The sequence below is a fragment of the Paenibacillus sp. AD87 genome, from assembly GCF_001659845.1.
GTDB lineage: Bacteria > Bacillota > Bacilli > Paenibacillales > Paenibacillaceae > Paenibacillus > Paenibacillus marchantiae.
Genome location: NZ_LXQN01000022.1, coordinates 220,307 through 242,782 on the forward strand (window position 1 = coordinate 220,307; position 22,476 = coordinate 242,782).

Here is a 22,476-nt window from a genome sequence, read left to right on the forward strand (position 1 = left end):
AGCCCTGTTCCCGTCCATCCCGGTAATGGGATGAGCAAGCGATCATTCAATTGTTATTTATTGTTGGCAAGAACGGCTTCGGCATTTTTGCGGAATGTCGCTGCTGCTTGTTCCGGTGTAACCTTACCAAAGTTCAGTTCCTCCACAACATCCGCCAGAGAAGCAATGACTTCCGGCGAACCTACCGGTGGTGGTGAGCTCATTGGCGAAGCCTTAGGCTCCATGGCCGCTACGAATTCAAATACCTGCTTCGTTGCATCACTCAGCTCAGGAGCGATAGCTTCCTTGATTTTGCCCGAGATCGGCACACCGCGCTCGCCTTTGATCAGTTTGTTAGCTTCCACATCGTTCACCCAGAAATCGATGAATTTGGCCGCTTCTTCCTTCACTTTTGAATTCGAAGTAACAGCCCAGTACATACTTGGTTGCATGTAAAGCCCTTTTTCCATATCAGGTCCAGGCATAGGAGCGAATTCCAGTGGACGATTGGCAACCTGTTGTACGGCTACGAATTGGTTGGACCATTGCCAAATACCAACTCCTTTTTCCTTGACCAAATCGGATTCCTCGATGATACCTTTCGTCTGGTTAGCCAGATCCGGGGAAGGCGCTGCACCCTGCTCGATCATCCGGCGCATGAGTCCGAAGAACTCAACGAATAGTTTGTCGTCATCATATCCAAGCCCCGTTCCTTCAGCATTGTAGAGGGACAATCCTTTGGTACGCAAGAAATAGTGGAAGAAGATATCCGGCGCTACGCCCCCGTCCAAAAAGAGTCCTTTGGCAGCCGTTTGTTTGCCAAGCTCTTCATACGATTCCCAAGTCATATTTTCGGGAATGGCATCCACACCCGTTTTTTTGAGCAGAGCCGGATCATACTGGAAACCCAGTACGTTAACACCGGCAGGTACTCCATATTGTTTGCTGTTGATAACGCCTGTGCTGATAACGTTCTCGGATACATCGTCCACTTTAATCTGGTTTCCGAGGTACGGGGACAGATCTTCGAGCTGTCCATTCTGTGCATATTGGCTGATGTAGGAAATATCCATCTGAACAATGTCCGGCAGTTGGTTCGCTGCAGCTTGTGGAGCGAGCTTTTTCCAGTAGTCATCGAATGAAGCGTATTCCACATCAATTTTGACGTTCGGGTTTTTCTCTTTGTACAAGTCAATGACCTTCTGTGTATATTCGTGACGTGCATCCGATCCCCACCATGCGATACGAAGTGTTACCGAACCATCCCCAGATGTTCCGCCCGATTCTCCGCTGCTGCTGCATGCCGTTGTTAATACCAGCAATGCCGCCATCATCAGGAATATCGCCTTTTTCACCATGCCAATCTCCCCTTTTATGTTGAAATGGTTGTGTGAACGAGTTACCTTCCACTTTCTGATAACGCTTTCACGAACTTTATATTGTCATTTTCGCAAATGTGGGACCATAGTTGAATACACAAAACCGTCTTGTTGGTTCAAAAAACAGAGGAGGACAACTGCACCTCTATCGGCGCTGTTCGTCCCCCTCATCTATCGAATACATGATCGTCAGTCAATTGTTATAAGCCAGTTCTGCGAAATTCGGTAGGTGTCATGCCGGTCCACTTTTTGAACACCTGACTGAAATATTGTGAGTTCCCCCCGAAGCCAAACAATTCGGCAAGCTCAAAGACCTTCACATCTCCACCTCTGCGAATATGGTCGCAGGCACGCTCAATGCGCAAACGATTCACATAATTGGAGAAGTTTTCTCCCGTCACTTTTTTGAAAATCTTGCCGAGATAATCCGGATTCATATATAACATCTGATGAGCGACCCCGTTAAGTGACAGATCCGCTTCGCCATAGTGGCGATCCACAATATCCATCATCTTCTCCACAGCAGAAGACTGACGGCTAATATTGTTTTTGTAATAACCGGAGGTTAACCGGGCTGCGCTGCTGGCAACAAAGGATTTTAAGCCAGACAATGTGTCGATATGGGGCAGCTCTGCCATCCGTTGGGTGAATTCCGTCGCCTCCTCAGGAGGACAGACATGAATCATTGCTGAGTACAACTGCACCACATACGAACGAGTAATCCCGATTTCAAGCTGCTGACCAGACAAAAGCTCGAACAGGCGATCCACTTCAGCTGCTGCTTCTTCCGTATTGCCTGACTTAATCAACTGACAGAGCTGCTCTGCGTCTTGTTCAACATGTACCCCATCACATTCCCCGGCCAGCTCCAGATCACTTTTGGTAATCAGCTTGCCTTCGCCGATAAAGAAGCGGTGGTTCAGGCATTGTAGTGCCTCACGGAACAAACGCCGGGACTGAATCATTCGATCTGCTTCGCTTAGGGCAGCCGTAACTTCCAATTTATATAATCTGGTGAAAGCAGTCCGCACTTCCTCGATGCTCTCCTTTAGACCGACCGAATCGGCAGAGTCCCCCAACAGAATTAACAGTTTGCCTTCAATGGTAGTGCTTAATAGAACATGGGGCAGCAGATCACTGGCAATGTTTTTGATTGCAAATAGATGACTATAATCATGTTCATCTGCAATCCGGAACAGCAGCAGCCGAACTTCGTTATCCTCCAGCTCCAAGTCAAACAGCTCCTGATAATACTCCAAATCGACCGGACCATAGGTTTGGTTCGTCATAAACTCCAGCAGGAACTGCTCCTTCACATGTGGCAGCACCCGCTGCAGACGCTGTTTCATCTCTCCGGCCACATGTTCCTTTACCTGGGCATCCTGGTGTTCCTGAAGCAACTCGGACAAGGCATCGTGAATCTGGTTCTCGTTACACGGTTTGAGCAGATAATGTTTCACTCCATATTGCATCGCCCGACGAGCGTATTCAAACTCTTTGTAGCCAGACAACATGATAAAGCGGAGTCCAGGGTAAGCTTCAGATGCTTTTTCAATGAGTCCAAGACCATCCAGGCCCGGCATTGAAATATCCGTGATGATAATATCCGGTCTGGAATGACCGATTTTATCCAGCGCTTCAATCCCGTTTCTCGCGGTATCCACCAGTTCCGTTCCCGCTGCAGCCCAATCCACGACTTGCGAAATCCCCTCCAGAATGACACGTTCATCATCTACGAGCATCACTTTGTACATCGTCATCGTCCTCTCTAATCCAAGGTATTCTGATCGATACTACGGTCCCTGATCCGGGATTGCTGCTCATGATCATTTCGCCTTCTTCGCCGAAGGTCAACCTGATCCGTTCTTTGATGTTCGACAGTCCGATCCCCTGTCCCCTCGTCTGTACGCGTCCCTCTTGCAATTGCTCCAGAAATTCGGGAGTCATACCCGGACCATCGTCCTCCACCTCAATTACAACGTTGTCTCCGTCTGCTCTCGCCCTAATCCGAATACGGCAAGGTTCTATGCTTGGCTCCAATGCATAATGAATGGCGTTTTCCACCAATGGCTGCAGAGTTAACTTCGGAATGCGTGCAGTTCCCACTTCAGGCGCAATGTCCATGTCAAAATCAAGTCTTTCCTCGAATCGCGTGTGTTGGATCGTCACATAACTGCGGACGATGTCCAGTTCCCTTTCCAAAGTAATCCACTTCTCGGACATGTTCACTGAGCTTCGCAGCAGAAATCCGAGGGCCTCAACCATTTCGGAGATTTGATGCTGCTTCTGCACTTTAGCAAGCCAGTTGATTGATTCCAGTGTGTTATATAGAAAATGTGGATTAATCTGTGCCTGAAGCGCTTTCAATTCAGTCTCTCGGATCACGAGTTGCTTCGCATAGTTCTCGTCAATGAGTTCGCGTATACGCTGTACCATCATCTTGAACGTGCGATGCAGCAATCCGACCTCATTTTGTGAAGATACCGGGACATTGCCCAGCGCTACTTCCTCCAACTTATCCAGATCGCCTTTTTCGATATTCCGCATTTTCTTGATCAACTGGGCGATTGGCTGTGTAATGCTGCGGGAGAACTTCGCTCCGAATATAAGCGCCGCTAGGAATATCATGATAAAAATGACAGTCACCAGCTGTTTAACAAACTGGATCTGCTTAAACATCTGGTCAAAGGGCGTCATATACAGATACACCCAATCTGTATATGGAGAATTCGCACGAGCGACAAAATTCCTTCCCTGCTCAAACATGGCTATCCCATAGGGCTGAGTGCGCTTCAGTTCAGACTCGATTTCAGATTTACTGACGGTCGACTCTGTTGGGTAGATTACTTCCCGGCCATCTGTAATTAATAGCTGTGAATCCTCTGCCGGGTGCTGCATCTGGTCTTGAACAATCCGATCCAGTCGTACACGAATAACCAGGGTGCCCAACTTCTCCAGCGTAAATGCTCCACCAGTAAAAGATTTCACCTGTCTAACCGACAGTAATCTGGCTTGTTGATCCCCGCCTGTGTACCAAGCATTAGAGCCCGAATATTGCTGTCCCAAAGCAACCAATTCTCTTTGCTTCTTCTCCGAGATTCCCTCCCGGTTTCCAGCTGCCATAATATTATTATCATTATCAATAAAGATCATGGAATAGACGTATTTCTCTGAACCTGCATATGCCACCAGTCTGTTGGTAATTTTTTTGCGCAGGCCATTTTTCTCATACCCCGATTCAGCCTTATCCAACTGAAGAAGATATTGCTGAAGAGGCTCGTCGGACATGACCTTGAAGGATAGATTGGAGATCTCACGCAGTTGGTTCTCGATGCCCACCGAAGACATATTAAGCACCTGTGAGGATTTCTCATAGATTTGTCGATCATAAATGCCGAACACATAGCCCAGGACAGATACATAGAACGTGAAGCTGATCAGCATCAGTAATCCGATGAGAAGAATGGTTTTGTGATGAATCGGCAATGTCGTGAAAGCGTTTTTAATTCTACTCATCCAAAGCGCTCCTTTGGCTCGCGAAGGGTGCAGTCATTCGAAACTGTTTTCGATCTACTGTAAGTTATTTTCATATTTACACATCCATGGTCAGATGACAAGTCATATTTATGCAACATTTCAGGTCATTTCCGAAGGTGTGTATCCTTGGTCTGGTATGAACATAGACGCAAAAACAGCCAGATTCCCTGAAAAGATCAAGGAAATCTGGCTGCTTGATATCATGTCGATAGTGTATAAGAGTGCTAATTATTTCGTTACGGATTTACAAAAACGGTTTTTAACTTGGCGACATACTGCACATCAAAGCCAAGACCCTCGGCTACCATAGCAACCGGCACATATGTTTTGGACTCTGTGCCCACCTTGTTCAGGAATGCAGGTGTATCCACGGCTACGGATGCACCATTCACCTGAACAGCCGTTGCACCAATCTTCACGGCAACCTTCCGATCTCCGTATGTAATCGTTGCGGTTGAGGTTTTGTTATCCCATACCGTAGTTGCGCCAACGGCATTCACGATATCCTGGATCGCCACAAAGTTTTTACCATTGCGGTTGATTGGTTTGTACGGCGTGTCCAGCGTTTTACCACTGACAATGATATTCATCGGTTGGCCTGCAGCAGGAGCCGTCAGCTTGGTGTAATCGCCCCAGATCGTTTCTGCGAATACTTTGGCAATCGCTTCATATCCGAACTGATTCGGGTGGAAATCGCGGTCCTTAATCATGTGAGTCATCGTGCCTTCACCGCCAATAAACTCCTTGGCGACATGAGCCACTTTTACATCAATTCCTTTAGCGGAAAATTCAGTCGCAATTCCATCAATGGTCGCAGTAAACCCTTGGGAAGCCTCCATCAGTTTCGCATAGAGCGCTTTACCAGCTACTTCAGGCATGGGTTGGTACTGGTCAGCGATTACGATTTTGGCATTAGGATTAATCTCATGAATATCATTGATAACTGCGCTAACATTGGCTGTATAGGAAGATAGCAATTCCTTCACTTTTGCTTCCAGTTCCGCATCACTTAGCTTATCTGCTGAACCGAGCAACTCGGACACATCGTTCCCTCCGATTGTGATGGCAACCAGATTAGCCCCAGCTACACTCTCCCGGATGGCAGCAATATTGGCTCCAACTTGTGCCGCTCTTGGATCAGGGAGGCTCGGTTGAATGGCTTCGGAAGTGAGCGCTTTCCCTTCTTTAATCGCATCTGCAAAGTTTTTCAAACCACTGCTCTTCAATCCGGCAATACCATAGTTGTCCACCTGAGTACGTCCGTGAAGTAGACCTTGTTCCTGCAACCGTTCTACATAACCATAGGGCAGTTCTTTCAGGTTCGGCTCATACCCTACGGTGATGGAGTCCCCCAATGTGACGAGGCGGAATTCCTTGGTTACTGATATCGCATCTTTCTGTACAGGCAATGATGATGTTACGCTTCCTGCGGGTAACGCATTGCTATCCGCAGCATGAGCGGACTGTGCGGATGATGCCAAAATCAGCATCCCTGCTAGCATACTTGCCGTTAATCCCGCGGCGGTACTTCTCCATATGCGTTTACGCTTCATTCTTAGAACACTCCTTTTTCCCGTATCTATAAAATAAAAAAATAATTACATATTACACTGTTCACTCCGGTGACAGAAGTTCGTGTAACTCTATTCTAACATTATTAAAGGGGCGCTGTCGTCTCCACCCCATATCCGCACGAAAAACAGACTCCCCTAATTAGGGAAGTCTGTTATCCGTTGAGTATAGGCAAGATGTTCACTCGTTAAGACTTCGATTTATTCGTATCTCCAGAATCTGAGTCAATCGGATCGGTATCTGGTTTGTTCCCGGCAGAACGCTCTAGGTATCGATCATAGCGATCGTCCACCTCACGTGCCATGTCCCGGTACTTCAACGTTTCTTCAACAATCGGGTCCCGTTCTGTCTGAATGCGCACCTCGTACTTGGGAGGAATCAGCTGACGTTCACGTTTGTCAGCATCGCCGGAATCCTCCATGTCCCCTTCAGTCAGCATATCACTCAAACGTCGTTCCAGTTCTTTGGATTCATCCATTGTTGTTCGCTCCTTAAATTAAACTCACATATGCACTAACCTTATTATTGCACCTTCACTTCGTTGACAGAACAATCTTTCGATCGCTGTTATCCCCAGATTTCTATGATTCCCTTGTCCAAGGGAGAAATCCGGTGATAAAGGCGCAGCATATGCTTACGAAGCAGCTTTCTTTCAGAAAGCTTGTAGCTACGCTTCTTCAGATTTGTTCAGTCCCCTCCGTTTAATGTACAATTTCAGATCTTTAAAGCATTGATGAATTGAATAAACTCACTCACTCCAAACCTGTTGCGTTTGCTTCCTTCAGCACACCCGTCAGTGCATCATGAATCTTGCCATTGCTGGCAACCACATGACTCACCGACAGTTGGTATGGCGTTCCCACGGTATCGGTAACCTTGCCGCCGGATTCCTCAACCAGCAGTGCACCTGCGGCAATATCCCATGGTTTCAAACCAACTTCGGTATAAGCGCTCAGACGACCCGCTGCAACATATGCCAAATGCAGGGCGGCAGAACCACCTGCACGCAGACTGCGTACTTGCGGTGCCAGTGCCTGAACAGCCGCCATATTAATCGGCAACGCGTAGGTCGTATCCGCCGGGAAGCCAACCGCGATCAGGCTCTGTGCCAGTTCCTGTTCACCAGATACAAGCATCCGGTTTCCATGCACATAAGCGCCTTTTCCTTTTTCCGCAACAAACATCTCGTCACGGGAAGGATCGTAGATTACCCCCACTATCACCTCACCGTTATGAGCCAAGGCAATGGATACGGAGTAGAACGGAAAACCATGTACGAAATTCGTCGTTCCGTCCACCGGGTCCACAATCCAGAGAAACTCTTCTTCCTCAGCTTCTTTCAGTGCCTTCGCTGATGCTTCCGGTCCTGGTTCCACGCCTTCTTCACCCAGAATGGCATGATGGGGAAAATGCGTCAGAATCAGGCGGCGGATCATCTGTTCCGCACCTTTATCCACTTCAGTAACGAGATCCTGCGGCGAATACTTGGTTCCGGGCTCCCCCACAGTTCCGAGACGACTCTTGATCCACTCTCCAGCTTTGGAAGCTGCATTAATGGCGACGGCAGTATAGCTTTTGCTTGTCACGACATAAGGTGTTTTTTCCTTCTCATTCAAAGCGTTCACTCTACTTTCTATATCAATCTACGAAAAATTAAAATACTTGTTAAAAGTATACGCCCCGAGGGTCGTAAAGTTTCTCGTTGCCCAGGCCCCTTTTGGCGCTACGGATGAATGATAACCGTCGACTCGTCCACCCACTTCACACCCTCTTCGTGATAGAATGCTAGTTTCTGCATCAACTGCACCAGAGCTTCATCCTTGCGCTTGGCCTCAATCATCACATCAAGAGCGGGCGTATCTGCTGCAATATGACGTAAAAAAGCGAGCAACGGTTCCACCTCAACACCGTCAGCATGACCACGCAGGTCCTTCTCACTCTTTGGACTGGAGACGTGAATTTTGGGCGGCAACGGCTTGTCTGCCGGTGAATCCGCTTGAGCAAGCGGAGACTCCCAAGTCTTCAATATATCCGGCCAGAGATCCCACGGCTGTTCGCCTTCATTGTTCACCCATTGATGGTGGATATCCAGCACCATGGGCAGCCCCATACGTTGACATACCGAGAGAGTCTCGGGAGCATTGAACGTTTTGTCATCATTTTCGAGCGTCATCCGTTCCTGAATATCCCGATTCAGCTTCAGAAAATTTTCTTCAAAACGCAGCGCTGCACTAGGCTTGTCCCCGTATGCACCACCAATATGTATATTGTTCTTGGCAGTGGCATTCAGCCCCATGGCATCCAGCATCCGTACATGATGGCGAAGGTCGCGCATGGAGTTGCGCAGCACTTCCTCCCGAGGTGTGCTGAGTACCGTAAAATGATCCGGGTGGAAAGACACACGCATCTCGTTCTCCTTCACAAAATCGCCAATCGCGGCAAAATCCTGCTTAAGCGCGGGAAACGGGTCCCAATCACTGAGATCCTCATGCGTTGCTAGCGGAATTAATTTGGAAGAAAAACGATATACATGAATATGGCTTCCTTTGTTGTGTCTGAGCAAACGTAATGTATTATGCAAATTCTCGGCTGCAATCCGTTCAAGCTTGCGAATTGCTGCTTCCCTATCATCAATTTTCTTAAAGCTGGACATAGTCATCGTCCGGGAAGGTGAAGCATTCTCCACAAGCACGGACATCGCCACATAACCAAAACGTACGAGCATGAATTTCTTCCTCTCTATTAGGGCGGGATTCCTTCCCGGTATATGAAGCCGGCAGCCTTCCCTTCACTTTATATAACCAAGTTTTACCCTAAAAGAGTGACCATAATCGTGTTTGGACAAATCCGTCCATTCGTTCGGGTACACATGTAACAAACTACCCCTGTGCCTGTTCACCAAAGAACATCTCGTCCGCGAGAGCAGTCTGAATGCGTGATTCTTCCTCGTTCAGTTTACGGATCAATTGCATCTCCACTTCGGTCACTTCTTGACCCTGGAAGTTAATCTCAGCAATGGAGACTACGATTTTTACGATGGCTACGGCCACGTTATCCGGTGTGTAAGCAATGACTTTCTGTCCGGTAGGAAATACACGAAAGCCTTGTTTGACCATTTTGCCACGGCCGTATTCAAGCAATTCAAACAGCTCTTGTTCATTCTTGAACTTGCACACGGAATTGAATTCGGTCTGAAATCCCATTCATACCCCTCCTTATAATGTCGTCCTCAGGCTACGCCTGTACGCCGTTCTCGTAGTTCAGCGCCTGCTTGCGGTTGTAGCGTTCCAAAGCCATCTCAATCATGCGATCCAGCAGTTCGGCATACGATACGCCCGTCTCACGCCACAAGAGCGGGTACATGCTGTATGGTGTGAAACCAGGCATGGTGTTTACTTCATTAATAAGCAATGCCCCATCCGATTTGCGAATGAAGAAGTCTGCACGGGAAATGCCATTTCCTTCAATCGCACGGAATGCCTGCAATGCGGCCTCACGGATGCGATCTGCGGCTTCCGGGTCGAGCGGAGCAGGGATCAGCATCTGAGACTGACCATCGATGTATTTGGCTGCATAGTCATAATATTCACCGGAAGATACGATTTCTCCTGGTACAGAAGCCATCGGTTCGTCATTACCGAGCACGCTGACTTCAACTTCTCGAGCCTCTACAAACTCCTCAATGACTACCTTGGTATCGTAACGGAGAGCGAACTCCACGGCTTTCTTCAGTTCATCCCGGTTACGCGCCTTCGAGATTCCTACACTGGAACCGAGATTGGCCGGCTTAATGAAACACGGATAGCCCAGTTGATCTTCCACCTGCAAGATCATTTCATGTTCGGTCTGCTTCCATTGAGTAGCGTTAAAATACGTAAAGGCACATTGGTCAATTCCGGCCTGCGCGAACAGTTTCTTCATGACCACTTTGTCCATGCCGCCTGCCGAAGCCAGTACACCTGCGCCAACATAAGGCATATCCGCCATCTCGAACATCCCTTGAATCGTGCCATCCTCACCAAACGTACCGTGCAGCAGCGGGAACATGACGTCCATCGCCTCTTCTCCGCCATATAAACGGCCGAACAGCGCGTTCAGCGCTTCCTGTGTTCCGCCCGCCGCCTGCTCCAGCTTCAAATCTTCAATCTGCGCGAATGGCGCATGCATGACAGATCCTTTTTTCCACGTACCCTGCTTGGAGATATAAAAAGGAACCAGTTCATACTTCTCATAATCAAATGCGTTCGTTACAGCAAACGCCGTTTGCAGCGACACCTCATGCTCGCCTGACTTTCCGCCGTAAACGACGCCTACTGTTAATTTATCCATACTCATGTGTAACCTCCGATTATCTGTGCAATGATGCTGCCATGTCTGCATGTTCAGCACCACTTTTATTCTGTTATCTAGACTTATTTTACACGGAACCGGATGTCCACGTCACCGAATCCCGTAAAATCTTTGACCATCAAAACTCATCTGCAATGTGAAAAAGCCGGTACACCGTCCGCTCGTTCCAAGCGTAAGAATCCCGGTAATCCCAAAAACGGTGGCGGCTGCTGACTGTATGTGCGTTCACAAGCGGCATGCCCCCCGCATCAAAAGCGGTCACAACCGTACTGTGCTGAAACCTGCCGTCCCCGTCCCAGTCGTAGAGGACTACATCTCCAAGCATTAGCTGCTCTGGACGATCCACTTCGGTTGCTGACAATCCCCAGCTGCTGCCAGATAAATAACGCTCCAGACTATTGGACACGGCCCAGCTGTAACTCCACATTTCAGAGCCATTTACATAACCTTTGTACCACCATCCTGCTTCTCTTTTACCAGTATAGTGGATGGGTGCTCCCCCTGCAAAGAGACATTGGGACACATAATTAGTGCAATCTACTTCGAATTCCTCAAATGCCGGGTTTCCCGCATTCCACCACCGGTCCGCATAGGCGACAGCCAGATCCCTGCGATACAGCTGCTGCTTCGATCTCCTACCCTGTCCCAGTACTTCTCGGTTAAGCAGCGGCCGATTCATCGCCTGTACAAAATCGGCTTGTTGAAAAGGACGGCCCTCTCCTACCGGGCGACGCTCCGGCACTTCACGTTCTACACGTGCAATGGTCCAAACTCCACCTTGCCTAAGAAAGGTCAGGCGTTCCCGTTCAATCCGGTCTTCCCGATGGGTCAAACCATTCTTCTCATAGAACAGCCTGCTGTACAATTGCACATCGACGACCGATTCATCTGCCCCATCCATAAGTGTCCGCACAAGCTTGGCGCTGGTCTCACTGCGAAGAGGTACGGCCCGCCGCTTGCGGTACCATTGGTCCAGTCTGGCCATCCGCTCTCCCCGGTCCAGCACAAATTCCGGATCAGTGACAATCCGCTCGCTTGTCTGTGGACGATAGTCGATCTCACAGCGATTATACTGGTTCACGTAGGTATATAAGGCACTCTTCCATTCGCGTTCCAAGCCTGTGTCCCCCTTTGGCATGAGTTCTGTCCGGAATGATCCATTGCATGAAAATCTCCTTTTATTTATATGAGAGAATTTCGGTTGTATGTGTCTGGTTCTGTTTTGAAGCCTTATAATCGGGGATAATGCGTACGGAAGAGATCGCGTCCATTCCCTTTACTTGAGAACGCATTCAATCTCTCAATGGCTTGGCTGGACAGGCAAAAAGCCCTTTACGTACGGAGTTGAAAACGTTATAATTAAAACTAAAGTTACAATTATGAAATTACGTTTCACCTAATGAAACTAACGAACAAGGACACGGAACGATGAAGGCCTGTTCTTCACCTAAATGAACGTTTTCTTCATCTCACCGACACATTTTAAGGAGGTACATGTATGTCAGCCAAGAATCATTTCTCCGCGGCCCGCAGTCTTGAGGTCGGAGGCAAGTCTTATCGCTACTACAGTTTAGATGCTCTTCAGGAAGGCGGCTACGGCGACCTTTCCAAGCTTCCTTTCTCCATTAAAGTGCTGCTCGAAGCAGCTATTCGTCAATTCGACGGACGTGCTATTACCGAAGAACATGTAAAACAACTGACCGGCTGGGCAGAAGGCCGTGACAATAACAAAGAAATTCCATTTATCCCTGCACGTATCGTTCTGCAGGATTTCACTGGTGTACCCGTGGTCGTTGACCTTGCAGCAATGCGCGATACCGTGAAAAAAGCAGGCGGCGATCCAAAACAGATCAACCCACTCGTTCCCGTCGATCTCGTTATCGACCACTCCGTTATGGTTGATGCGTTCGGAACGAACGATGCACTCGACTACAACATCAAGGTTGAATTCGAGCGTAACGAAGAGCGTTACCGCTTCTTGCGTTGGGCGCAAACGGCATTCAACAACTTCCGTGCAGTTCCACCATCCACAGGGATTGTTCACCAAGTTAACTTGGAGTACCTGGCTTCTGTGGCTGCAACCAAAACCATTGATGGCGAAACTGTTGTATTCCCGGATTCCCTCGTAGGAACCGACTCCCACACCACCATGATCAACGGACTCGGCGTTGTTGGTTGGGGTGTTGGCGGGATCGAGGCTGAAGCAGGTATGCTGGGCCAACCACTTTATTTTGTAACACCGGACGTTATCGGTTTCAAATTGACAGGCAGCCTGAGCGAAGGCTCAACGGCAACGGATCTGGCACTCACAGTTACTCAAATGCTGCGTAAAAAAGGCGTTGTCGGTAAATTTGTCGAGTTCTACGGACCGGGTCTTAGCAACATCAGCCTGGCTGACCGTGCAACGGTAGCCAACATGGCACCAGAGTACGGCGCAACAATCGGTTTCTTCCCTGTTGATAGCGAAACACTGAACTATATGCGTAATACCGGCCGTACCGACGAACAGGTGGATCTGGTTGAAGCTTATTACAAAGCTCAGAACATGTTCCGTACTGCTGATACGGTTGATCCTGAATTTACAGATGTTATCGAACTTGACCTGGCATCCGTTGTACCAAGTCTCGCGGGACCTAAGCGTCCACAAGATCGCATCGAGTTGACTCAAATGAAGGATAGCTTCAACAGCATCATCCGTACGCCGATCGACAAAGGCGGTTACGGACTGAGCGACGAGAAAATCGCTGAGAAAGTGCCTGTGAAACACCCGAACGGTTCAACTAGCGAACTGTCTGCTGGTGCTGTCGTTATCGCGGCAATCACAAGCTGCACCAACACATCCAACCCTAGCGTTATGGTCGGAGCGGGTCTGCTTGCGAAAAAAGCTGTTGAACGTGGTCTGACTAAGCCTGGCTATGTGAAAAGCAGCTTGACTCCAGGTTCCCTCGTTGTTACCGAGTATCTGGAAAAAGCAGGTTTGATCGAATATCTCGACAAACTCGGATTCAACGTTGCAGGCTATGGTTGCGCAACTTGCATCGGTAACTCTGGCCCACTGCCAGACGAAGTAAGCGAAGCAATCTCCGAGAACGATTTGACGGTAGCGGCTGTATTGTCCGGTAACCGTAACTTTGAAGGTCGTGTTCACGCGCAAGTCAAAGCCAACTATCTGGCTTCTCCGCCACTCGTTGTGGCGTATGCTCTCGCGGGTACTGTTAATATTGATTTTGCAACCGATCCAATCGGTTATGATACCAACAACGAGCCTGTATTCCTGAAAGACCTCTGGCCTAGCTCCGAGGAAATCAAGGATACCATCGCTAGCTCGCTGAACGCACAGATGTTCCGCAACAAATACGAGAACGTATTTACAGCTAACGAACGTTGGAATACGATCCCTGTACCGGAAGGCGAATTGTATGAGTGGGATCCAAACTCCACGTACATTCAGAATCCACCATTCTTCCAGGAGCTTGGCGACAAGTTGACTGATATCGCAGATATTCGTTCCGCACGTGTTATGGCATTGCTTGCTGACTCCGTAACAACGGATCACATCTCGCCAGCGGGTAATATCGCACCATCCAGTCCGGCTGGACTGTACCTGAAAGAACATGGTGTAGAACGTAAAGACTTCAACTCTTACGGCTCCCGTCGTGGTAACCATGAAGTTATGATGCGTGGTACGTTTGCCAACATTCGTATTCGTAACCAAGTGGCTCCAGGTACTGAGGGTGGTATTACGAAATATCTGCCAACGGACGAAGAAATGTCCATCTACGATGCTTCCATGAAGTATCAGGACGAAGGACAGAACCTGATCGTTATCGCAGGTAAAGAGTATGGTACAGGAAGCTCGCGTGACTGGGCGGCAAAAGGAACATTCCTGCTTGGCGTCAAAGCCGTTATCGCAGAAAGCTTCGAGCGTATTCACCGCAGTAACCTGGTGGGCATGGGCGTAATGCCATTGCAATTCCAGGAAGGTCACGGCTGGTCCAGCCTCGGTCTGAACGGTCGTGAAACGTATGACATCACAGGTCTGAGCAATGATGTGAAACCAGGACAAGAACTGACGGTTACCGTAACTCGTGAGGACGGCACCAAGTTCGACTTCCCTGTCATCGCTCGTCTGGACAGCATGGTTGATGTGGACTACTACCATAACGGTGGTATCCTGCAAACCGTATTGCGTCAAATGATGAAAAAATCTTAATCGCATTTATATTTAATGCAATTAAGTTATACAAAAAAGCTCCCCGTCACGTGCGCTCTGCACGGTGACTGGGAGCTCTTTTTGATTAATATGACAAAGGCTGTGTAACGCCTCTACACTTCCTTTTAATGTCCCATGTAATGTGAAACTTGATCAAGGGATTGCAGTGTGTGCTCCCCCTCCTTAAACGCGACTCTGATTGGAATTATACTCTTTTCTGGAAGTGCGAGCCGGTCCACCTACGATTATCCGTTTCAGACCGATAAGCAGGCTGTACAGAACATAACCGATCATTCCACCAAAAGTGTTCAACATAAGATCATCCACGTCGAATATGCCCATGCCCGTCAATAGCTGTGTCGCTTCAAAAGCAAAACTTAATAGCAAGGAAAGTACGAGTACCTTGGCCCCTGACAACAGCTTGTTCCCCATCAGCACTGGAATGAAAATACCCAGTGGGATAAAGGCCATGACATTACCCATCAGATGAATTGCGGTACCCGGACGATGTAACGACAGGCTATGCCAGTCTCTTGAAATTTCCTGAAATGGCGTCAGGTTAACGGTTCGCGTATGAATCAGATCCGGTTGATTCGCAATCGCCATAAGTTGAACCCTCACGATGTCCCAATCCACCGTATGCCCCTTGAATAATATCAGCTTGGTTAACAGATATAGATAGACGATCAATGCGGCGACCCATATCATCTTCATGTTGAACTCCTTAGGTTTCATATATGAACCTCCATGTATTTCTTGTTGTTTATTCCTCCACCGTCACGACAACTCCCTTCATGTTGTCTCCCGATATCTCATATTGACCATGCTCAGGTATATTAATGGTTTCATCTTTGGATGCATCGTAATAACGTATAAGATAGTGCTCGTCCCCGACTTCAGCGGAAATACTCTTTTTCTGCTGCAGCAGCTCCAAATATTGCTCCAGCACCAGATGATTATGATACATGATGGCGCTGTGCGGCAATCCCACATACCGGAAATGCCATGGTTCGAATTGGATGCCTGTGATGTCCACTCTATCCTTCGGATAACGCAAGATGAATCCGAATTTCCATGCATTCTTTTCCAGCCAGGCTCCTTCCGGTGCTTCACTCATAGCAGCCAGCGTAGAGCCGATATCCATGGACAAGCCCAGGTTATGTTCACTATGACCTGCGGGAAGCGCATAGTCCGATCCCTTTTCCTCATAAAGCTGTTCTTGCTTCGTAAAGTCCCGATAGCCACTGCTGATGATGAAATATCGTACGTCATCTTTCCCAGCAGCTTCAACCATCTTCTGGAATGCTTGCGCTACGTACTTTGACAACATAATGTTATTATCTAGCAATCCGTATCCACGGATCAGTTCTTGTTGTTCAGCCAGATTGACAATATCGGTTCTAATCCCCTCCGCATGAACGGGATACTCCGAATTGACTAGCAATAAATTCCCTTTATGTACTTGATCTTGCATATCCACGTTAATTATTTTGGTATATCCTGCACGAATTTCACCCGTATCCTGAACTTCCAGATTCGCCTCTTCCTTCTGCTCAAACAGTGCGGGTGACTTGGAAAAGATATATCCCAGTACAATGATACATATCAAAAATCCCCACTTTTTCATTCCATGCTCCTCCTTTACCTCGTAATTCAAGGATAGAGAAAACTAGTTAAAAAAAAGCAGGGCAATTCTAAAGTTTTTCTTAAATTCAGCCTTTTACTTCATTCTAATGCAGGCAATCGCACTTCAAATACGGTCCGTACGATATCACTTTGGGCCGAAATGGACCCATCATGCTGCTCCACAATATTTTTGGCGATAAACAGGCCCAGACCTGTTCCACCTTCCTGAGGTGTCCGCGCACGATCTCCGGTATAGTACATATCGAAAATATGAGGCAGATCATCCGGATGAATATGTCCCCCATAGTTCATGATCTGAATGATAACCTGTCCTGCATCACGGTGTCCGTTGATATCCACATAAAGACCATCTGTACCGTGTCGCGCTGCATTAATCAACAGGTTCTCAAACACGCGTGCAAGCACCTCACCATCGCCGGAAATGGTTAACTCGGAATCGATATGCAGTCGGGTGACCAAGCGGTTCTTTTCAAAAACAGGGTAGAGCTCTTCGTTCATCTGCCTTAGTAGTTCACTAAGATCAAGCCTCTTTTTCTCAATCGGCAACATGCCATAGTTCATTCGTGTAATCTCGAACAAATCATCGATCAGTTTCTCAAGACGTTGAGACTTGGTAAAAGCAATCGCTGTAAAGTGCTTGACCTGCTCCTCCGTCAGCTGATCATCCTTCATCAACAGATCCAGATAACCCAATACTGATGTTAAAGGGGTACGCAAATCATGCGCCAGGTTTACAACCAGCTGGTCCCTGCTGCTCTCCGCAAAATCTCCCCGTTCTACCGCTTCCCTCAGTTTCAGACTCGCCAGATTGATATCCTCTGCAATCGCGCCCAACTCGTCCTTCGTCGAAATCTGCACACGGTGCTGGAAATCACCACTCGCGAGTTGCCGGATACCTGTGGAAATATTTTTGAAGTAGGTAACATACGGCTTGGTAAACCAGAAGAAAAACAGGATCGCAAGCGGTATGAACAAGATAAGGAAAAAGTAAATATCCCCTATACTTCTCATAAAATGACGATATTCCGCTAACTGATCTTCCGCACGCACACCAGTGTAATAGTATTGCATCACTTTATATACCCCAAAGGTAATCGCGCCAGATGCCAGCATGCTTAAACCAAGCAACAGAATCATGGTCGTTCGAAAACTTCTGCGTTTATTCATTGAACGTGTACCCCACACCCCAGATCGTTTTGATAAACTTGTTCTTGTCCACATCTTCGCCCAGCTTTTTGCGCAGGGTCCGAATATGAACCATCACGGTATTGCCGCTCTCATAATAAGCCTCTCCCCACACTTGTTCAAAGATGCTTTCCGCACTGAACACCTGTTTGGGATGACTTGCGAGCAGATACAGGATATCAAACTCCTTCGGTGTTAACTCTACTGGCTTGCCGTATAGGGTAACGCTATGTTGATCTGGCGAGATAATGAGCCCGCCTTTCTCCAGAATGGAGCGCTGGACCGGTACAGACTGGCTGAATTGAAGGGAACGGCGCAGTTGGGAATTGACCCGGGCGACCAGTTCCATCGGGTTAAATGGTTTTGTCATGTAATCGTCTGCGCCCATCACGAGCCCGGTGATTTTATCCATATCCGAGGTTTTGGCACTCAGAAAAATGATAGGCAGGTGATACTGCTCCCGAATTTTGCGGGTCACCTCATATCCGTCCATACCCGGCATCATAATATCCAAAATGGCCAAATCTATTGCTTGTGTCTGAACGGCTTGAACCGCCGCTTTCCCATCGAATGCCTTGATGATGTGATATCCTTCTTTTTGCAAGTGCAATGCAACCAGATCAGCGATCTCAACTTCATCATCTGCGATCAAAATCGTAATACGCTTCATTGCTTATTCCACTCCTATATGTGATGCTCAACAATATAACATATCTGAATCCAACTTATAAATGATTGAAGGGAATCCAATATATGAAACTGGACCGTTTATTAGCCATTGTTGTGCTGTTAATCAATCGTGGCCGGGTGCAGGCCAAGGATCTGGCGGATACGTTTGAAGTATCCATCCGCACCATCTACAGGGATATAGACACCCTGGGTCAGGCGGGTATTCCTGTCGTCACCTATCAGGGTGCAAGCGGTGGTATTGGCCTGGCAGAGGGCTATCGTCTTGACCGAAATGTACTGACCGACAAGGATCTGGCCTCCATTGTCACTGCGCTGCGCAGTGTCTCCACCTCCCATACGAATGTAGCACGGGATCTGTTGATGGAGAAACTCAGCAGCATCGTACCTGAAGCCAAAAATGAGGACTTCCAGGCCAATACCAGCCGCTTCATTGTGGATTATTCGATGTGGACGCATCCCGAAGAGCTGCAAATCAAACTTCAGCTTATTGAACAGGGCATGGATCAACTGCGCCCCATTACATTTACCTATTGTAGTGCAGAAGGTACTCAAACTCATAGAACGACCGACCCGCATACTCTTGTGCTCAAAAAGCATTCCTGGTACCTCTATGCATTCTGTCACGAACGAAACGATTTCCGCATGTTCAAGCTGGTCCGCATGCGAGATGTCGTTCTTGCCCAAGGAAGCTTCGAACGCAAGCCAATCAACTTGCAGGACAGGCCCTGGCAGCAAGAGTGGGCAACTCCGGATAATAAAGTGGCCCTGAGCCTGAGATTCCATGCTCGTATCCGTCACATCGCAGAGGAATGGTTTGGCATAGAGAACGTCGTTTCGGATGGTGAGGGGTATTATATCAGCCAAGTCGCATTCCCGGAGGACAACTGGTTGTATGGGTTCATTCTTGGATTTGGCGCGGATGTTGAAGTGCTGGAGCCTCTACATATTCGGGAAGAGATTCGTAGAATTGCTGAACAAATTGTGCAAAATTATAAAGCTCCGCCCCTAACCTGACAGACAGGTGTCCAGTTCCTCCCGTTATACTTCTACTATATTCAAGCTGTACATAACGAGGAGGAATTGCTGATGAACGTCACAGTATGCCAGAGCTGCGGAATGCCACTTACTACCCCTGCTCAATTCGGAACAGAAAAGGATGGTACTACAACCCGCGAATACTGTATCTATTGTTATAAAGAAGGCCAGTTCGAGCAGCCCGATATTACGCTGGAGGGCATGATTGAAATGTGCACCGCCATCTTGAATCAGGAAGGTATGGACGAGGAATCAGCAAGGGCAATGCTGCGCAACCAACTTCCTTTTTTGAAAAGATGGAATGCATCCGGCTCAGAACGGAACGTGGCATTTGGGGCAGAACATTCGGATGAGTCCGTTGAATTTAATCAAGGAACTCACGACAATCGGCTTTCCACAGAGCCCATTCGGTATGTCACGCTGCCAGGGAAGCGCCTTGCAGGTGTGTCCGCCAGAACAACCAATGCCATTGAGATGAGTGGCAAAGGCTGTATTCAGGGACTCTGGAACAGCTACTTCGCCTCAGATCATCAGCCTACCCCTGAATCCGCCCGCTTTGGCTGTTACGCTGATTATACAGATGGTATAAATGGAGAATACACCATATTGGTGGGTCATGAGGTGGGTCCGGATGAAGCGTTGCCTGAGGGAGTGAGTTCCGTTGAGCTGCCACCTGCAACATATGCGGTATTCACCTCTAGAAAGGGCCCGATGGCCGAGGTCGTAGGTGAGGCCTGGGGTGCGGTGTGGGCCTGGAACAATCAGGGGGAACGCACGTTTACCGGGGACTTCGAATTATATGATGAACGAAGTCTGAATCCTGAGAATGTACAAGTAGATCTATATATCGCTGTTCGGCAGGAAAAATAAGAAAAAAGTGATTATGATCATTTCATAATTTCAATTGGACCGTTTCGATCTATATCTCAGCAATGGAATACCGCTCACGGATTTATGCAAAATGATGTTAGGCTGTCAGGTTTTCCTGACAGCTTTTTGGCGTTTCACCTTTGTCTATCCATCAAAAAATGCCCTAATATGCACCCGACAACCGACCATGGTACCAAGTTAGCTAGCTTGCGTCGTACCTATACAACCAGACAATATGTCTTAATTTCGACACAATTGGCATTCCCAAAACTGGGTCTATTCACTTAACAACCGATTCTATCCTCCCATACGAAACCTCACATATGCGGTCCTTTTCTCCTGAATTTACTTAAAAACGTTTACATCTCCTGAATACGGGGTAAAATCACTACAATCCAATTGGAATTACACCTTAAGTTGCCTGTTTCGTCTAACAAGTCACATATACCTATTTGCGTAACAGAGACGATAACCCGTCGGAATACATAACCTATTAATAATCACATATGCATATTCGAAAATGCATTAAAGGAGGAACCAAGATGATCCGCATGCCTATTCAGCAAATGATCCCGTACCACCACCAATATCCGCGCAACACGGCGACCACTGCTCCCAAAAAGGAGAATGAGAACACTCAAGGTCTATCCTTTCATGAAATTTTGCAACAAAAAATGGCTAAAAAGAATGCTTCCCCTTCTATGCGATAAATGAAGTGACGAGCGAATCGAGAATCGCTTACGTGGTTTGCACCGTTCCTCTGCGAAGTTGTGGATGAACGGTTATTCGCGTTTTCACGATAAATGTTGTTACCTCCGTATTTTAAATATGTACAGTCTATTGTTACATCCCTATAATGGTTTAAATATCCGCGGCACTTACATGAGACATAATCCATTTCAGGGGGCACGTATGATGATGACCATTGGCTGTTTTCACGCTCACTATTCCAATATTGCACTGATTGAAGAAGCACTCGCTCCTTATGAGGTTGAACTTGTACATTATGTCGATCCAGGTCTGGATCGCCTCAAACATGATGCGGATTTCTGCGAGGCAGTTACGCATGAGAAAGTATCACAGACGCTGCAATGGATCGCACATTGTCATGCAGATGCCATCCTCGTCACCTGTACTCTGTTTGCGGCCGTACTTGAGCAGGAGGCACAGCATGTTCCCGTGCCCGTGATTGGAATTGATGATCCATTACTTCAGGAAATGCAGCAGAATCCTGGCAAGTACATCCTAGCGTTTACCAACCCCGCAACGATTGAAGGAACGATGGTGCGGGTGAATCTGGCTTTGCAGCAAGATGATGAGGATGAGCAGCGACATGAGGCCGTGACCATAAAGACTGAAGCAGTACTGATCCCGGGCACATTCGAGTTAATTATGCGAGGCGAAAAGGAAGGTTATCTTACAGCAGTGAGCACCGGGTTACAACAACTTGCTGAGCAGTTCCCGGATAACACGGTAGTCGCAGCTCAACTGTCGATGGCTCCCGCAGCAGCACGGGTCACAGCAGACACAGGCATAACGATCTATAGCCCTCTGGCAAGGCTTGCGGCGTATTTGGAGAAGAAGTTGAGCTTGAAGCGGTGTTGAGCGTTGAACTCATGAAGCAAAATAAAAAGACTCTCAAATGAGAGACTTTCGAATGGTATAATTATTTTGTACAGCCAATTTGTGGTGGGAAATAGGTTGCCTCCGGTGGGAGGTGATCCTATGAACTTCTCTTTCAACGACGTAATCGTGTTCGCAATGTTAATTATTGCGCTCCTGACATACATCGACCGTAAAAAGAAGTGACCCGCCACAGGTTGACGGCCTGACGGGTCACTTCGTCTGAATTATGCTGCACTTGGAGGAATACCTACCGCAAATGCTGTGCAGGAGTAGCCATTGGCCTGGCTACTCTTATTTGTTTTTACTTATATTCATTTTATTAAACATCTGCGAGACAATCAACCTACAACTGATAAAATATGTTGTGTCGTTATCCTTGTCCTTCGAAGTTAA

General features: G+C 47.8%; 18 protein-coding genes and 1 pseudogene. 5 read left to right on the forward strand and 14 right to left on the reverse strand.

Translation table 11 applies throughout. The features are described 5' to 3' along the window. Nucleotides 1–53 precede the first annotated feature (53 nt). From gpAD87_RS29165 to gpAD87_RS29210, 10 genes are all read right to left on the reverse strand, one after another. Nucleotides 54–1,337 carry an ABC transporter substrate-binding protein gene (locus gpAD87_RS29165; RefSeq protein ID WP_064642370.1) on the reverse strand — a complete coding sequence of 428 codons (1,284 nt, stop codon included), beginning with the start codon at nucleotides 1,335–1,337 and terminating at the stop codon, nucleotides 54–56. 221 nt (nucleotides 1,338–1,558) lie between these two features. Then, nucleotides 1,559–3,112 (reverse strand): response regulator transcription factor, encoded by a 1,554-nt coding sequence (locus tag gpAD87_RS29170; RefSeq protein WP_064642372.1) that lies wholly within the window; start codon nucleotides 3,110–3,112, stop codon nucleotides 1,559–1,561. Then, nucleotides 3,087–4,874, reverse strand: a complete 1,788-nt coding sequence (locus tag gpAD87_RS29175) for a cache domain-containing sensor histidine kinase (RefSeq protein WP_064642374.1) — start codon at nucleotides 4,872–4,874, stop codon at nucleotides 3,087–3,089. The genes gpAD87_RS29170 and gpAD87_RS29175 overlap by 26 nt, the downstream gene beginning before the upstream one ends. A 257-nt stretch (nucleotides 4,875–5,131) precedes the next feature. Next, nucleotides 5,132–6,448 (reverse strand): stalk domain-containing protein, encoded by a 1,317-nt coding sequence (locus tag gpAD87_RS29180; RefSeq protein WP_064642376.1) that lies wholly within the window; start codon nucleotides 6,446–6,448, stop codon nucleotides 5,132–5,134. Nucleotides 6,449–6,654: 206 nt separating this feature from the next. Further along, the gene (locus gpAD87_RS29185; RefSeq protein WP_064642378.1) at nucleotides 6,655–6,945 is read right to left on the reverse strand and encodes a hypothetical protein; all 291 of its coding nucleotides are present in this window, start codon (nucleotides 6,943–6,945) and stop codon (nucleotides 6,655–6,657) included. Nucleotides 6,946–7,219: 274 nt separating this feature from the next. Beyond that, the gene (locus gpAD87_RS29190) at nucleotides 7,220–8,083 is read right to left on the reverse strand and encodes an inositol monophosphatase family protein (RefSeq protein WP_371121658.1); all 864 of its coding nucleotides are present in this window, start codon (nucleotides 8,081–8,083) and stop codon (nucleotides 7,220–7,222) included. A gap of 107 nt (nucleotides 8,084–8,190) precedes the next feature. Next, nucleotides 8,191–9,192 carry a UV DNA damage repair endonuclease UvsE gene (uvsE, locus tag gpAD87_RS29195; RefSeq protein WP_064642380.1) on the reverse strand — a complete coding sequence of 334 codons (1,002 nt, stop codon included), beginning with the start codon at nucleotides 9,190–9,192 and terminating at the stop codon, nucleotides 8,191–8,193. 154 nt (nucleotides 9,193–9,346) lie between these two features. Continuing rightward, nucleotides 9,347–9,670 carry a hypothetical protein gene (locus gpAD87_RS29200; protein ID WP_053779624.1) on the reverse strand — a complete coding sequence of 108 codons (324 nt, stop codon included), beginning with the start codon at nucleotides 9,668–9,670 and terminating at the stop codon, nucleotides 9,347–9,349. A 31-nt stretch (nucleotides 9,671–9,701) separates the two neighbouring features. Then, the gene (locus gpAD87_RS29205; protein WP_064642382.1) at nucleotides 9,702–10,802 is read right to left on the reverse strand and encodes a D-alanine--D-alanine ligase; all 1,101 of its coding nucleotides are present in this window, start codon (nucleotides 10,800–10,802) and stop codon (nucleotides 9,702–9,704) included. A gap of 133 nt (nucleotides 10,803–10,935) precedes the next feature. Next, nucleotides 10,936–11,934, reverse strand: a complete 999-nt coding sequence (locus gpAD87_RS29210; protein ID WP_442950749.1) for an amidase domain-containing protein — start codon at nucleotides 11,932–11,934, stop codon at nucleotides 10,936–10,938. A gap of 381 nt (nucleotides 11,935–12,315) precedes the next feature. Here gpAD87_RS29210 and acnA point away from each other — a divergent pair, with 381 nt between their 5' ends. Beyond that, nucleotides 12,316–15,030, forward strand: a complete 2,715-nt coding sequence (acnA, locus tag gpAD87_RS29215; RefSeq protein WP_063568048.1) for an aconitate hydratase AcnA — start codon at nucleotides 12,316–12,318, stop codon at nucleotides 15,028–15,030. Nucleotides 15,031–15,213: 183 nt separating this feature from the next. On the opposite strand, the gene gpAD87_RS29220 is transcribed toward acnA, so the two are convergent. The 4 genes and pseudogenes from gpAD87_RS29220 to gpAD87_RS29235 form a co-directional block, all read right to left on the reverse strand. Then, a complete protein-coding gene (locus gpAD87_RS29220) occupies nucleotides 15,214–15,765 on the reverse strand; it encodes a VanZ family protein (protein ID WP_064642386.1) in 552 nt (183 codons plus the stop codon). A gap of 231 nt (nucleotides 15,766–15,996) precedes the next feature. After that, nucleotides 15,997–16,657, reverse strand: a pseudogene (locus tag gpAD87_RS29225) (M15 family metallopeptidase); the annotation flags it as partial. 98 nt (nucleotides 16,658–16,755) lie between these two features. Then, nucleotides 16,756–17,844, reverse strand: a complete 1,089-nt coding sequence (locus tag gpAD87_RS29230; protein WP_064642391.1) for a HAMP domain-containing sensor histidine kinase — start codon at nucleotides 17,842–17,844, stop codon at nucleotides 16,756–16,758. Beyond that, on the reverse strand, nucleotides 17,837–18,532 hold the full coding sequence (locus tag gpAD87_RS29235; protein ID WP_063568044.1) for a response regulator transcription factor: 696 nt from the start codon (nucleotides 18,530–18,532) through the stop codon (nucleotides 17,837–17,839). Before gpAD87_RS29235 ends, gpAD87_RS29230 begins: the two co-directional genes overlap by 8 nt. Nucleotides 18,533–18,615: 83 nt before the next feature. Between gpAD87_RS29235 and gpAD87_RS29240 the strand changes: the two genes are divergently transcribed. The 4 genes from gpAD87_RS29240 to gpAD87_RS29250 all read left to right on the forward strand — a co-directional run bounded on the left by gpAD87_RS29240 (nucleotide 18,616) and on the right by gpAD87_RS29250 (nucleotide 22,062). Next, entirely contained in the window at nucleotides 18,616–19,566 is a 951-nt protein-coding gene (locus gpAD87_RS29240; protein ID WP_064642392.1) for a helix-turn-helix transcriptional regulator, read from the forward strand. A 72-nt stretch (nucleotides 19,567–19,638) separates the two neighbouring features. Then, on the forward strand, nucleotides 19,639–20,457 hold the full coding sequence (locus gpAD87_RS29245) for a zinc ribbon domain-containing protein (RefSeq protein WP_064642394.1): 819 nt from the start codon (nucleotides 19,639–19,641) through the stop codon (nucleotides 20,455–20,457). Between the two features lie 542 nt (nucleotides 20,458–20,999). Then, on the forward strand, nucleotides 21,000–21,167 hold the full coding sequence (locus gpAD87_RS32020; protein ID WP_157258603.1) for a hypothetical protein: 168 nt from the start codon (nucleotides 21,000–21,002) through the stop codon (nucleotides 21,165–21,167). A gap of 202 nt (nucleotides 21,168–21,369) precedes the next feature. Continuing rightward, nucleotides 21,370–22,062 carry an aspartate/glutamate racemase family protein gene (locus tag gpAD87_RS29250; RefSeq protein ID WP_064642396.1) on the forward strand — a complete coding sequence of 231 codons (693 nt, stop codon included), beginning with the start codon at nucleotides 21,370–21,372 and terminating at the stop codon, nucleotides 22,060–22,062. Nucleotides 22,063–22,476 lie beyond the last annotated feature (414 nt).

Bases quoted from the DNA above. Each gene is read 5' to 3' on its own strand.
- gpAD87_RS29185 (WP_064642378.1), bottom strand. From the start codon at position 6,945: ATGGATGAATCCAAAGAACTGGAACGACGTTTGAGTGATATGCTGACT.
- gpAD87_RS29235 (WP_063568044.1), bottom strand. From the start codon at position 18,532: ATGAAGCGTATTACGATTTTGATCGCAGATGATGAAGTTGAGATCGCT.
- gpAD87_RS32020 (WP_157258603.1), top strand. From the start codon at position 21,000: ATGATCCGCATGCCTATTCAGCAAATGATCCCGTACCACCACCAATAT.
- gpAD87_RS29180 (WP_064642376.1), bottom strand. From the start codon at position 6,448: ATGAAGCGTAAACGCATATGGAGAAGTACCGCCGCGGGATTAACGGCA.
- gpAD87_RS29165 (WP_064642370.1), bottom strand. From the start codon at position 1,337: ATGGTGAAAAAGGCGATATTCCTGATGATGGCGGCATTGCTGGTATTA.
- gpAD87_RS29245 (WP_064642394.1), top strand. From the start codon at position 19,639: ATGAACGTCACAGTATGCCAGAGCTGCGGAATGCCACTTACTACCCCT.
- gpAD87_RS29175 (WP_064642374.1), bottom strand. From the start codon at position 4,874: ATGAGTAGAATTAAAAACGCTTTCACGACATTGCCGATTCATCACAAA.
- gpAD87_RS29250 (WP_064642396.1), top strand. From the start codon at position 21,370: ATGATGATGACCATTGGCTGTTTTCACGCTCACTATTCCAATATTGCA.
- gpAD87_RS29200 (WP_053779624.1), bottom strand. From the start codon at position 9,670: ATGGGATTTCAGACCGAATTCAATTCCGTGTGCAAGTTCAAGAATGAA.
- acnA (WP_063568048.1), top strand. From the start codon at position 12,316: ATGTCAGCCAAGAATCATTTCTCCGCGGCCCGCAGTCTTGAGGTCGGA.
- uvsE (WP_064642380.1), bottom strand. From the start codon at position 9,192: ATGCTCGTACGTTTTGGTTATGTGGCGATGTCCGTGCTTGTGGAGAAT.
- gpAD87_RS29205 (WP_064642382.1), bottom strand. From the start codon at position 10,802: ATGAGTATGGATAAATTAACAGTAGGCGTCGTTTACGGCGGAAAGTCA.
- gpAD87_RS29240 (WP_064642392.1), top strand. From the start codon at position 18,616: ATGAAACTGGACCGTTTATTAGCCATTGTTGTGCTGTTAATCAATCGT.
- gpAD87_RS29230 (WP_064642391.1), bottom strand. From the start codon at position 17,844: ATGAATAAACGCAGAAGTTTTCGAACGACCATGATTCTGTTGCTTGGT.
- gpAD87_RS29220 (WP_064642386.1), bottom strand. From the start codon at position 15,765: ATGAAACCTAAGGAGTTCAACATGAAGATGATATGGGTCGCCGCATTG.
- gpAD87_RS29170 (WP_064642372.1), bottom strand. From the start codon at position 3,112: ATGTACAAAGTGATGCTCGTAGATGATGAACGTGTCATTCTGGAGGGG.